This is a genomic window from Sciscionella sediminilitoris (assembly GCF_000737195.2).
Taxonomy (GTDB): Bacteria; Actinomycetota; Actinomycetes; order Mycobacteriales; family Pseudonocardiaceae; genus Sciscionella; species Sciscionella sediminilitoris.
In genome coordinates, this window is record NZ_JALM01000054.1 from 1 (window position 1) to 12,704 (window position 12,704).

Sequence of the window (12,704 nt, forward strand, 5' to 3'; positions counted from 1 at the left end):
GTGATGGACCAGATCACCAAAGGCCTGCAGGCCGGATCCCGCTGAACGGCTCGAACACCAACAGTCAGATCAAGCCTATTTTGCTGGCTTCGTAGACAGCCTCGGCTCGGCTAGAAACGGCAAGTTTGCGCAGGATGTTCCGCACATGGAATTTTACGGTTGTCTCCGATACGTAGAGCTGGAGTCCGATCTCGCGGTTGCGCATACCGTGAGCGAGTAGTTGGAGCACATTGCGTTCTTTTTGGGTCAGCGCGAGCGGTTCTGGTGTGGCTTGAATCGAACGTGCCATCGCGTTGGCCGAGCGAGAGTCGAATGCGGTTTCGTTTCGAGCGATGGCACGGATCGATCGGATCAGATCAGTGGTATCCACATCTTTGATCACATACCCGCTCGCACCGTTCTGGATCGCTTCCACGACAAGTGGATCGTCGAGAAAGGTGGTCAAAACGAGCACTCTGAGCTCCGGTCGGCGCATGGTGAGGTCTGCGCACAGCGCTAGTCCCTCGGTGTCCGATCCAGTGGAGAGCTTGAGGTCGAGCAGCACGATTTGCGGGTTCGTCTGTTCGAGGACGCCTATGGCCTCGTTCGCGGTGCTGGCTTCCCCCACCACGCATAGATCGGGCTCGCGGTCGAGGATGGTGCGGAGTCCTTGCCTGACGATCGCGTGATCGTCGACGAGTAGAATGCGGTGCGGTGCAACAGTACCGTGAGCCCCGGTGTTCGGTGCGGGTTCACGTGTCATGGTCATTCGGGCTCCTCGTCGTCGAATTGGGCAGGTAGTGGGATCTCCACACGGAGCATCACACCCCCCAAGCTTGAGCGCCGGATGCGGAGCGTCCCGTTGAGTTGTTCGACGCGAGCGTGCATGTTGGCCAAACCACGGTGACCGCTGAACGCGGTGGTGGCCGTGACGCTGAGCGTTCGGCGCAGCGTCGCAGGATCTCCGTCACCGTCGTCCGAGACCGTTAGCACCAGCCGCGTGGCGTGATAATGCAGCCGTACCGCGCAACGTTTGGCATTACTGTGGTTGGCAGTGTTGAACAGGGCTTCACCAGCGACGCGCAACAGGGCGTGTTCGGCTCTCGGCGCCAATGCCAGCGGCTTGCCGCGGATACTGACCGAGACCGTCAGATCGCCGGGTAGATGGGCAGCGGAGAGTCGCTGGAGCAAAACCGGCAGGGAGCCCGCGGGCTCGTCAGCGGTGTTGTTGAGCGCGTAGATCGAGGTACGGAGCCGTTCCACGGCCCGGCGGGTGAGGTCTTTGGCCGCCTGGAGCTGTTCGAGCGTGGCACCTGATTCATACCCGGCACGTTCGAGTTCACTGCGGCAGATTTCGACGGTCATGCCGGCACTGAGGACATCCTGTGTCACGCTGTCATGGAGTTCTCGAGCGATTCTGTGCCGTTCCTCGTCGAGTACCTGCCGACGCAAGGCACCAGTCAGTTTGCGCTGGGTCTCGGCAAGTTCCGCGCTGCGGCTGGCGAGATCCTTCGCCTGCCGTTCCGCGGCCGCCGAGAGTTGTCGTGTTTGTCCGCGCAGCTCCGTGGTTGCATGCACGAGAAATGAGTTGTGTAAGGCGACCGCGGCCTGGTTGGCGAGCACGTTCATGATCGCCAGATCGGTCTCAGCGACCTCGACCTCGAGGGCTGGACAGGCGGCGATACCGCCGACCGGTTCCCCATCCAGCGTCATGCCCACCAGCACGGCGGGGTCTCCCGGAAGCTGCTGTTCGGCTTCCCACGGACGATGCCGCAGAGTGTGCCATTGCGCGGCGACATCGGCGGGGAACAGGGACTCGTCCTGGTAGAGGCGTTCGCCGAACAGCAGAAGGTGCCTTGGTTGCGCCGCTTGGAGGACACCATCCGCTAGCGCAAAGAGGACCCATTCGGCGTGCAAGTGTTCGGCCGCCGCATGAACGACCGCTTCCACGAGATCCTGGGGGCTGTCAGCGGTGTACACCAGTGCGCGTGAAATGCGGTGTAGAGCGCGGACGGCGGATTCAAGTCGTTCGGCGCCACGCAGATACTCGGGATAGTAGGAACGCTTTCCAGACCGTACACCGGTGAGCTGGTCGAGAAGTGCGGCTTCCGGGGTCTGTGCGTTGTTCGAGCTCACAATGCTCACCTCACAGCGCGGTCCGGAAGAGGTCTTCGATATCGGTCTGTGTGGCGCTGCGCGGGTTGGTGTTCAAACACGCGTCATTGAGTGTGGTCGTAGCCAGTAGTGGTAGATCGGTCTCGGCGACGCCGAGCTTTGCCAGACCGTCTGGTATGCCGACGGCATCGGCCAGTTGCCGAACTCGCTGCGCCAACGACTCGGCGATCTCGTCCGCAGGTGCGTTCGTGGTATCGATTCCGATCGCGGCGGCGAGCGGCACAAATCGTTGGGGGTCGGTAGCCGCGTTGAATCGAATCACGTGGGGTAGTAACACGCCGTTCACCACACCATGGGGCGTATCGAGGAGGCCGCCCACCTGGTGACTCATGGCATGGGTGGCACCGAGAATAGCGTTCGTGAAGGCCATTCCGGCTTCGAGCGCTGCCTGTGCCATGCCGATCCGAGGTTCGGCGGCCATGGGTTCGTCGATGGTCTTGGCCAGGTTGGCGGCCACGAGCCTGGCTGCCGTGAGTGCGTGCCTGTCGGTGAGGCGGTTGTGCGCGCGGGATACGAAGGACTCGATGGCGTGAGTGAGCGCATCGAGACCGGTCGCTGCGTTGAGCGAATCCGGCATGGTGGTCAGCAGTCGGGGATCGATCACAGAGACATCGGGAACGAGTGTCCTGCTGATAATGGTGATTTTGATGTTGTTCGTCGTGTCGCTGACAATGGCGAACTGGGAAACATCGGCGCCGGTACCGGAGGTGGAGGGAGCCATGACCATCGGCGGAATGGGCTGGACGACGCGGTCGATACCCGCGTAGCCGAGTATGTGGCCGCCATTGCCGGACAGGATCGCGACGCCTTTGGCTGCATCGATACAGGAGCCACCGCCGACGCCGACGATGACGTCGCTTCCGCTGGCCTGGTATCTGCGGTATGCGGCTTCGATCTCCATGTCTTTCGGGTTGGGAGTCACATCGGTCCAGACAACCGGACGCAGCCCGGCGTTACGCAGATGAGCCTTTGCCTCATCCGCCCATCCGGCCGCTGCCAAACCGGGATCGGTGACTAGGAACGGCCTCCTGCCTCCCAGTCTGCGCACACAGCCCCCGAGCTCCGACAGCGCCCCGGGGCCGAAAACGACCTCTGGCACGTGGAATTTCACCAGTTCGACGGGCGCATTGCGGGCTCCCGTCCGCTGCGGTCCGGATAGGACGGGGTGTCGATCGGGGAGCTCGGAAGCAAGATCAACCAGGACGGCCGGATCGCTCGGCTTCGAGGCCCATTCGCTGGCACTGTCAACGACGGCCGGCGCACCTGCAGTTGCTTGCACGGACGCAAGCACGGTGTGTTGGGGCTGAGTCATCGGCACCTCTCGACTTCCCATTGAGCGTGTGCGCGGCGCCTGATCCTACCCGAAATGTGATACAGACCATACTGTCCGTCGGGGTTGTTTTCCTGTCCGAACGGACAGGTCATACCGGCTCGCGCAATCGCCCCTGGCGGATACTGTGCGCGTTCGAGGTTTGACTGATTCACCAGCGGCCGGTTTCGAGCGTGCCGGCACGGAATGCGCAGCGAGGGGCCTCCGCGCTGTTCGCCGGGCCGTCGTGGCGATCTTGATTCCGTGACTGCTGAGAGGAGGTCACGGCTTGCTTCTCGGCTTCTCCAGTAGCCGTGCGCCGCTGGAGAAGTCGGGCATGAGGCCCTGAGTCATCGGCACCTCCTTGTGCGCTGCTCCTGCCGATGCGAGCAAGGCTAGCTATCCCGACGTTGCAGTGGCGTTGCACGCCGTCCTGGCCGACACGCAGAACCTCGGGGCTGCAGTTGTTGCTCGGGCGGTTTGGTCGCAGTCGAGCGCTTAGCGAGGCTGTCCTGTTTGTTTCCCATGTGATTGCGCTGACGCCCATGGGTGTACGTGGATTCGGCGATCGGGTGAGCCCCCTCCTTTCGACGAGGTCGACCCCTGTCTTTTCGTGCCGTTTTGTCGTCCGTAGGTCGAGTATCGTCTACGAATCCTTTTGCGAGATGGTGTCGGTCCTTACATTTGAACCGCGTCGTCCGGGATTGTCGCACCCGGTATCGCGAGAAAAGTTTCAATCACCAAACAGAAGGGCTGGTACGGCGATGCAGGTTGATGAGCTGATCAAGCCGTTTCCGCTAAAGGAGTTCCACCCGATGCCGCGTGCACTGCTCGGGCCGGGTTCTCACGAGATGATCGGACCGGAAGCCCTGAAGATGGGTATAAAGAAGCCGCTCGTCATGACATCCGGTATTCGCGGTACCAATATTGTTCACAAGCTCTTCGAGTCGCTCAAGTATCATGGTCTTGATCCGGTCCTGTACGACAAGGTGGAGTCCAACCCGAAAGACTATAACGTCATGGATTCTGTGGCGCTGTATCAGTCGAACAAGTGTGACGGGTTTATCTCTATCGGTGGTGGATCCTCGCACGATGCTTGCAAGGGTGCGCGGATATCTGTCGCTCACGACGGCCGCAACGTCAATGAGTTCGAAGGTTTCAACAAATCGGATAACTCGAACACTCCTCCGCATATCGCGGTATCGACTACGGCGGGAACCGGATCGGAGACCTCCTGGGCGTATGTCATTACCGACACGACGACCGATCCGAGCAAGCCGCACAAGTACGTCGCATTCGACGATGCCTCGGTCACCACGCTCGCCGTGGACGATCCTGTCTTGTACTACGATTGCCCGTCGCATTTCACCGCACAATGCGGTTTCGATGTGTTGGCGCACGCTTCCGAACCGTACGTATCCCGGCTTGACTTCCAACCCTCGCTGGGTAACGCGCTCTACTCGGCGGAGCTGGTCGGCAAAAACTTGCGCACGGCGACGTGGCACGGTGACAATCTCGCCGCACGCGAAGGCATGATGTATGCCCAGTACACCGCTGGGCAGGCCTTCAACTCGGGTGGGCTCGGGGTGATTCACTCGGTTTCACACGCGGTGAGTGCCTTTTATGACACGCACCACGGGTTGAACAACGCCATCGCCTTGCCTCGGGTCTGGGCCTGGAATTTGCCGGTGTCCTACGAACGCTACGCCAAACTGGCAGGGGCGCTCGGTGTCGATACCACGCACATGACCACGGTACAGGCCGCGGATGCCGCCGTCGCGGCAGCGATCAGGCTCTTGCGAGATGTCGGTATTCCAGAGAAGTTCACCGATGTCGAGCAGAACACGCATCCGAAGAACAGGCTGGGGACCGGACCGACGGCGTTTTACGAGAACCGTAAACACATCAAAGGTGACGCCGAGGACGTGGACAATGTCGCCAACCACATCCTTGGTGATACGTGCACGCCCGGCAATCCGAAGGAAACAACCTTCGAGACGGTTCGGCCGGTTGTCGAACACTGTTTCAACGGCGATCTCGACGACTTGCTGAGTTGATCACTTCCGGGCGCGGGCGGTTCAACGCGGGTTGCCGCCGCCCGTGCCCTGGTTTTCACCGAAAGGGACCAGATGCAGGAGCACGACAGCTCAGGGACAGTAATGTTCGACAGCGTCGATGATGTGATCGACCGGCTCGCCAGTGTCGGTTACCTTGCCGATCGTCAGCTGGCCACCTCGGTGTTCGTGCAGAGCCGGTTGGAAAAGCCGATTCTGCTCGAGGGCCCAGCAGGCGTCGGTAAGACCGAGTTGGCCAAGGCGCTGTCCAAGGCCTCCGGTCGTCGGCTTGTCCGGCTGCAATGCTACGAGGGCCAGGACGAAACCAAAGCGCTGTACGAATGGGATTACGGCAAGCAGATGCTGTATACCCAGTTGCTGCGGGAGAAGATCGGACAGATCATCGAGGATTCCACGGACTTGGCCTCGGCGATCACCCGGATCAGTGAGCAGGACAGCGCGTTCTTCTCCGAGCGATTCCTCGCCGAACGCCCGTTGCTCGCCGCGGTTCGCGCGGACGAACCGGTGGTGCTGCTGATCGACGAGGTCGACCGGTCCGACGAAGCACTCGAGGCCGTGCTGCTCGAAGTACTCGCCGAACAGCAGGTCACGATCCCGGAACTGGGCACATTCGCTGCGAAGCAGGCACCTTGTGTCGTGCTCACCTCGAATAACACGCGTGATCTCTCAGCGGCGCTCAAACGCCGCTGTCTTCATCTGTTCCTTGACTACCCATCTGCTGAGCGGGAGCTGGACATCATTCGGAGAAAGCAAACAGGACTCGATGATGTGCTCGCCGAACATCTGGTTTCCGTGGTCCGTGGTCTTCGATCGTTGGGGTTGCGCAAACCGCCCAGCATTTCCGAAACCATCGACTGGGCGCGAACCCTGGCGGTTCTTGGCACGGAAAGCTTGGCGCATCAGCAACTCGCGGACACGATCTCCGTCGTCGTGAAGTACGACCGCGACCTCGAACGCGCGCTCGAAGCGCTGCCAGGATTCACCGCGTCAGCAGAGTCCGATAGCGACCGGCCGGCAACGGCGGTGTACCAATCCGACCCCGATGACGAGGGGCACGGTAAGGCCGTACGTGAGCAACGGAACAGGCTGGGACGACACGGCCCAGGTCACTACGGAGCACGGGCCGAGGATGTATCGCCGCAGCCGCGCATTCCCGAAGTCAGTGCGAGCCAAGGCGACCGTTCCTTCACGTCGAAACTGGGAAGGAGGACGAGGTAGCCATGGAGGCGACGGTGCACCGGTTCGCACGGCTGCTTCGCGCCGGTGGGATCCGGATATCGGTGTCCGAGATCCTCGACGCAGTTGCCGCCGTCGCGAACGCACGCATCCTGTCCGAACGCGAACTGTTTCGCGCGGCCCTCCGCAGCACTCTGCTCAAGGATGAGCGGGACGGTGTGCTCTTTGCCGAACTATTCGACCAGTTCTTCGCGTTCGTGGAGTTCGGTGGCGAACAACATCGGTCGAACGCCGGCAAGCTGCTCGGCGCGTTCGATCTCGCCGACGAGCCCGGTCAACGTCCACCACGTGCCGATATGGAAAGTGAAGACGCCGAACTGAGTGATCTGTTGTCTCGGGAAAAGCTGATCGAACGCTACAGTCCGCACCCTGAGCTGAATCCAATCGAGCTCGATGACGGCAGTGCGGACAACGTCGTGTTCTCCCAGCAGCAGGTTAGCTCCCTCGAAGGTTCCAATCAGGTACGTCTCGACGTCGATCGGCTCAACGGTGCAGCCCCAGGGCAGCTGGCGACGGCGCAAGGGCGGAAACTGGACGCCAGTCTCTCACCGAATCAGCAGGACGCCCTGTTGGGCTGGCTCGACGATGTCGAGCAACGGCGAGCACCCGACGAGGCTGCACACGAGGAGCCGAGCGAGGAGCTGCTGGCGGCCCTTCCCGAAGCGCTGCGCCGCCATCTCGAATACCTCATGACGCTCGAAGCCGATGTTGTCGAACGGAGCGGCACGGGGGCCGAACCGAGCCAGGCCGAGCGCGACCAACTCGAGGCATCACTACGCCGCCTGGCCTCCACATTGCGCGGTGCCCCAAGCCATCGCAAGAGAAAATCACCGCACGGGAGAATAGACTCGGGCCGGACCATGCGGGCGAATCTGCGCTATGATGGTGTACCGTTCCGGCCGATTACCGTCACGAAGACAGAGGATAAACCGCGCCTGATGGTGCTGGTCGATCTGAGTCTCTCGGTGCGCGCCACGGCGCGATTCACACTGCATTTCGTCCACGGCCTGCAGAACCAGTTTCGCGAGGTCCGCTGTTTCGGTTTCGTGGACTCGGTCACCGAACTAACGCGACTGTTCGAACAACAGCGTGCCGAGAAGGCGCTGACGGAACTGTTCGAAGGCGATCTCGTGGACACCGACGCAAACTCGGATTACGGTGCGGTTTTCGGTCAATTCCTCGAGAACTGCGGCGGATCGATCACCAGGCGCAGCACCGTGATCGTGCTCGGTGATGCCCGTGGCAACGGAAACGACGCGAATCTCATGGCATTCGAGGACATCAGCCGTCGCGCCCGTGAAGTCATCTGGCTGACCCCCGAACCGCGGTATTCCTGGCGATTGGGTCCCTGTGACCTCCCCTCGTACGCTGTATATTGCAGCCGGGTCCATGTCGTGCGAGATCTCTCGGGATTGGCCGCGACGACGAATGCCATGGCCGCCGAGGTGAGTGGCAGATGAGCGCCGTCAACCCGGACAAGATCACGGTTACCAGGCGCAAGACCGACGATGAGCAGGAATGCCTCGCACGCACCGAACATTTTCGACTGCAGCGCCACGGTACTGCTATCGAACTCCAGCACGCGCTCGAGTCCGAGGAAATCGACAACAACCTGACCGGACTGCTGCAGCACGAGCTGTTCGAACCCGGCTTGCTGCACGGAAATTCAGTTTTCGAACAAGTATTCACCGATATCGTGAATTCCGTTGGCTCCGACGAATCCTCAGCCTGGCGGTACTTCTATACCAATACGATCAACCGGATACACCATCATATCCGCGGTCGCAGTCGACATGAACGCTCGACCATCGCCGAAATGGCACCGATCTACGCGAACGTGCTGGAACTTGTCAAAGGCCAACGGCTGCTGGACCTCGGTTCATGCTTCGGGTTCTTGCCGATGCTACTGGCGGAACCAGGGGACGCCACCGTGATCGCCACCGATCACAGCGCCGAGGCTATGCGGCTACTCGATACGATGGCGTGCGAACGTCGGCTTCCACTTCAGACCGTGGTCTGTGATGCCGCCCGAGTGCCGATGGTGGACCGATCGGTGGACACCGTGACCGTCATCCACTTGCTCGAACACCTCGAACCCGCACACGGTTCGGCGGTCGTGCGCGAAGCATTACGCATCGCTGCACGACGCGTCGTGATCGCCGTACCGTTCGAGGACACCCCGAATCCCACTTTTGGACATATCCGCTGCTTCGACTCGCACACCCTCGCCGAGCTCGGAGCACAGAGCGCACGGCCATACACCGTGTACGAACGCCACGGCGGTTGGCTGGTGCTGGACAACGGCACCGAGGAGTGCAGCACGGCAACGACACATATGGAGCAGTCATGACTACGTCCGAAACCAAAACACGTGGTGCGGAAAATCAGCAGCCGGAATCTGCGAGTCCGGCTGCCGCTGACGGCGATCCGGCCCTGATCGGGGTGCCCACCTTCGTCGTCGGATCAGTAGCGCTGGGACTTGTACTGGTCGGCTATGTTTCCGCCGAAGCGGTCGGCGCATCGGTCGCGATCATCCTGGCAGCGACGGGACTCGGCCAAATTGTCGCCGCGGCATGGGCCGCGAGGCTCGCACAGAACGCGGTCGCTTCGATATTCGGGACTTTCGCCGGGTTCTGGCTCAGTTATGGCATGCTGGTACTCGGACTGGGCAACCACTGGTACGGCATTCCCGAGGGCGAATCCGTTCGCACGCAGGGCCTGTTTCTCATCGCATGGCTTAGCCTGATCATCATCCTGACCATAGCGACACTACGCCTGCCGCGAATCTTCACACTGCTGTTCGTGCTGGTCTCGCTCGCTCTCGCCCTGGTACTGGCGGGGACTCTCGCCGGGTCGAGCACGCTGCTCGCCGCCGGAGGGATTGTCGTATTCGGGTTCGCGCTTGTCGGAGTCTATCTGTTTCTCAACGCGACATCGCTGGCAACCGGAGGCAGCGGACTCCCACTCGGACGGCCGCTGAATCACAACTGAACACCGTACACAAAGAGTCGGAGCAAGCTATGCAACGCTACGTCATCGAACGCAACCTCCCCAATGCCGGGGCTCTCGATGAGGCCCAACTCCGTGAGCTCGCCAGCAAGTCCAACGACATCCTTGTCACGTTGGGCGACGATGTCCGATGGGTGGAAAGCTACGTGACAGAGGACAAGCTGTACTGCGTGTACGAGGCCACCGATCCGGACCTGATAGCCGAACACGCGCGGCGTGGCGAATTCCCGTGCGACCGAGTCAGCGAGGTCCGCACCATCATCAATCCGCAAACCGGAACATAGCACCGCCTGCTGTGCAACCTGGCCGTCAGACCAGAACAGTCACCTACGACCGAGTATGGATTGATCGAATGAAGGAGCTGTCATGACCGATTCATCACCCCAGGGCAACGATGCGAACGAGCCGGAGGTGCCTCCCGAGGAGCTGGTCGATCAGGCCACTCTGATCGAGGATGTCTCCATCGACGGGATGTGCGGTGTGTACTGAGGTGCAGCTGCTCGAAGCCGATGAGGCTGGTAAGTCGACCGCCGCTCTCGATCCGCCCGGCGAGGTCAGGTGCCTTGTTGTTCCGCTTTGGAACGCGACGATTGTCTATTCCAGAGGACCCCATGCTGGACTCGAACGGCAGCCGAGCGAGCGCGCATCGAGGGGAATCTCCGGGAAAGCGACCGGCATCTCTGATGAAGGCTCGTTGAGCGGATACGGCGTAGGCTGATGTTCGTGCAGTCTGGATTCGTCGGCTATGACTGGGCTCGCGGTAACCGATCGAGGAGGATCACCCCATGACCGCTCTTCCTCCAGATACCGGACTCGTGTTGGACGAATCCGTCCTCCGGTACGGGGATGCCGTGATCGGTGGGTCACCATTGCGCGTACTGCGCTTATCTGGGAAGGGAACTCGTTGGTTGAATGCTTGGGCTACCGGTCAGCCGCTCGGCACCAACCCGGCAGCGGTGTCCCTGGCCAGGCGATTGCTGGATGAAGGAATTCTTCAGCCAGACCGGCAGACCGCACCGTACCGCCCAGACGACGTATCTGTCGTCATCCCGGTCAAGGACGACCACGAAGGCGTGGCGCGGTTACGTGCCACACTCCCGGATTCGGTCACCGTGCTCGTGGTCGACGATGGGTCAGCGAGACCTGTTTCCGCGGCGGCGGTCAGGCACTCGAGACCGCGAGGACCGGCGGCGGCCCGTAACGCCGGATTCCGACTCGTGCGCACCGAGATAGTAGCGTTCCTCGACGCCGATACGGCGCCCGAACCAGGCTGGCTCGAGCCACTGCTGTCGAGATTCGGCGACCCGTGTGTGTCCGCCGTGGCGCCACGCATTCGTTCCATGCCGGGAAGCGCGCACCACATTGACCTGTACGAGTCGGAGCGCTCAAGCCTGGACATGGGCAAACGTTGTGCACGAGTACGGCCGATGAGCAGGATCAGCTATGTCCCCAGTGCCGCCTTGGCCGTCCGGTCCGCCGACCTGTCCGTGATCGGCGGATTCGACGAACGATTGCGGTTCGGTGAGGACGTAGACCTCGTATGGCGACTTACCGCTGCCGGGAAAACCGTCCGATATGAACCGGAATCAACTGTGCGACACCGCGCCCGCCCAAAGTTGCACTCGTGGCTCCGTCAGCGCTTCGATTACGGTACATCAGCGGCAGCGCTAGCACGTCGACATCCTGGTGACCTCAGTTGTGCACGGTTGTCGAAATGGAGCGCAGCGGTGTGGGGACTCGTCACACTGGGCAGACCGTTGGCAGCCTTGACCCTAGGTGCAGTGACGATCGGATGGTTGCCGCACCGACTCCACGCAACTGGCGTCCCGACCTTGGTTGCGCTGCGACTGGCCGCGGCCGGACACCTGGGCGCGGCCCGCATTCTCGCTGACGCCATCCGCCGTGGCTGGTGGCCAATAGCGCTGCTACATCCACGTGGCAGGCTCCTATTGCTGGCAAGCCTCATGCCCTGCGTACTCGAGGCGATACGAAGCCGCCACGGACTGGTCTGGCTACTGCTGCGTATCGCTGATGATCTAGCCTACAGCCTCGGGGTTTGGCGGGGCTGCATGCGCGAACGAACCCTGGCACCGCTGCTGCCCCAGTTTCAGCGACGAGATCTGTGAAAGGTTTCGAGCGGAACGGCCCAAATATCGCTGCACCCGGCCCGCATGTCGATATGCGGAAAAATCCTCGAACAGCAATGGCTGGTATTCGACGGCCGGGCGTATAAACCAGCATCGGCCGGAATTGGTGGTGTTCGATGACATCCGGACCCTCTCTAGCTGTCGAAGCGCTGTGCGTGGGTCGAAAACCACGTTTTGCCTGGTGGCGCCCCGGCAGGAATCGAACCTGCGACCTAGAGATTAGTTGTTTCTGTGGTTGCTGGTGACGACTCGGTTGCGGCCATTTCGTTTTGCGGCATAGAGGGCCGTGTCAGCGACATGGACGAGGTCGTCGACGGTGACGGCATCTGCTGGGTAGTTGGCGACGCCGAGGGATGCGGTGAGGTCGTTGAGTTCGACCGGTCCGTGTTCGCCTGTGGTGTGGACGGCGAGTTCGCTGATGCGGGTTCGGATGCGTTCGGCGATGGTGTGCACGGTCGACGGGGTGTTTTCGGGGAGTAGGATGACGAATTCTTCGCCACCGTATCGTCCGGCGGTGTCGTAGCGGCGGGTTTCGTCGCGCAGGATGTCGGCGACCGCGATGAGTACGTCGTCGCCGGCGGGATGTCCGTGGGTGTCGTTGACGTGTTTGAAGTGGTCGAGGTCGACCATGATGACTCCGAACGGGCGGCCGGTTCGGGTGGCGCGGGCGAGTTCGCGTTCGGTTTGCTGGCGCCAGGCGATGGCGTTGAGTAGTCCGGTTTTCGGGTCGCGGACGGCTTTGTCTTCGAGTTCTTTGACCAGCACGCTGCGGTG

At 61.5% G+C, this 12,704-nt stretch carries 12 protein-coding genes; 8 read left to right on the forward strand and 4 right to left on the reverse strand.

Translation table 11 applies throughout. The features are described 5' to 3' along the window. Positions 1-64: 64 nt before the first annotated feature. The 3 genes from AD72_RS21560 to AD72_RS21570 are packed head-to-tail and all read right to left on the reverse strand — an operon-like array spanning position 65 to position 3,466. Positions 65-748, reverse strand: coding sequence for a MadR family response regulator transcription factor (locus AD72_RS21560; protein ID WP_082469082.1), 684 nt, complete (start codon positions 746-748; stop codon positions 65-67). Beyond that, positions 745-2,115, reverse strand: a complete 1,371-nt coding sequence (locus AD72_RS21565) for a MadS family sensor histidine kinase (RefSeq protein ID WP_031468357.1) — start codon at positions 2,113-2,115, stop codon at positions 745-747. The genes AD72_RS21560 and AD72_RS21565 overlap by 4 nt, the downstream gene beginning before the upstream one ends. A 10-nt stretch (positions 2,116-2,125) precedes the next feature. Further along, the gene (locus AD72_RS21570) at positions 2,126-3,466 is read right to left on the reverse strand and encodes an iron-containing alcohol dehydrogenase (protein WP_082469083.1); all 1,341 of its coding nucleotides are present in this window, start codon (positions 3,464-3,466) and stop codon (positions 2,126-2,128) included. A gap of 761 nt (positions 3,467-4,227) precedes the next feature. Here AD72_RS21570 and mdo point away from each other — a divergent pair. The 8 genes from mdo to mftF all read left to right on the forward strand — a co-directional run bounded on the left by mdo (position 4,228) and on the right by mftF (position 11,909). Next, positions 4,228-5,520, forward strand: coding sequence for an NDMA-dependent methanol dehydrogenase (mdo, locus tag AD72_RS21575; protein ID WP_031468359.1), 1,293 nt, complete (start codon positions 4,228-4,230; stop codon positions 5,518-5,520). A 72-nt stretch (positions 5,521-5,592) separates the two neighbouring features. Continuing rightward, complete coding sequence (locus AD72_RS21580; protein WP_231644922.1) at positions 5,593-6,756, forward strand: AAA family ATPase; 1,164 nt, start codon at positions 5,593-5,595, stop codon at positions 6,754-6,756. 2 nt (positions 6,757-6,758) lie between these two features. After that, positions 6,759-8,234, forward strand: coding sequence for a VWA domain-containing protein (locus AD72_RS21585; RefSeq protein WP_031468361.1), 1,476 nt, complete (start codon positions 6,759-6,761; stop codon positions 8,232-8,234). Continuing rightward, complete coding sequence (gene mftM, locus AD72_RS21590) at positions 8,231-9,124, forward strand: mycofactocin oligosaccharide methyltransferase MftM (protein ID WP_051898857.1); 894 nt, start codon at positions 8,231-8,233, stop codon at positions 9,122-9,124. The genes AD72_RS21585 and mftM overlap by 4 nt, the downstream gene beginning before the upstream one ends. Continuing rightward, positions 9,121-9,765, forward strand: a complete 645-nt coding sequence (locus tag AD72_RS21595; RefSeq protein ID WP_031468363.1) for a GPR1/FUN34/YaaH family transporter — start codon at positions 9,121-9,123, stop codon at positions 9,763-9,765. Before mftM ends, AD72_RS21595 begins: the two co-directional genes overlap by 4 nt. Positions 9,766-9,794: 29 nt before the next feature. After that, positions 9,795-10,067: a DUF4242 domain-containing protein gene (locus tag AD72_RS21600; RefSeq protein ID WP_031468364.1), complete on the forward strand. Its 273-nt coding sequence runs from the start codon at positions 9,795-9,797 to the stop codon at positions 10,065-10,067. An 82-nt stretch (positions 10,068-10,149) separates the two neighbouring features. Beyond that, entirely contained in the window at positions 10,150-10,272 is a 123-nt protein-coding gene (gene mftA / locus AD72_RS35280; RefSeq protein WP_063890781.1) for a mycofactocin precursor MftA, read from the forward strand. Between the two features lie 296 nt (positions 10,273-10,568). Continuing rightward, complete coding sequence (gene mftF / locus AD72_RS35865; protein ID WP_082469084.1) at positions 10,569-11,909, forward strand: mycofactocin biosynthesis glycosyltransferase MftF; 1,341 nt, start codon at positions 10,569-10,571, stop codon at positions 11,907-11,909. 240 nt (positions 11,910-12,149) lie between these two features. Here the strand turns inward: mftF and AD72_RS21605 are convergent. Next, positions 12,150-12,704: GGDEF domain-containing protein (locus tag AD72_RS21605; RefSeq protein ID WP_031468365.1), on the reverse strand; the 555-nt coding region annotated here is incomplete at its 5' end.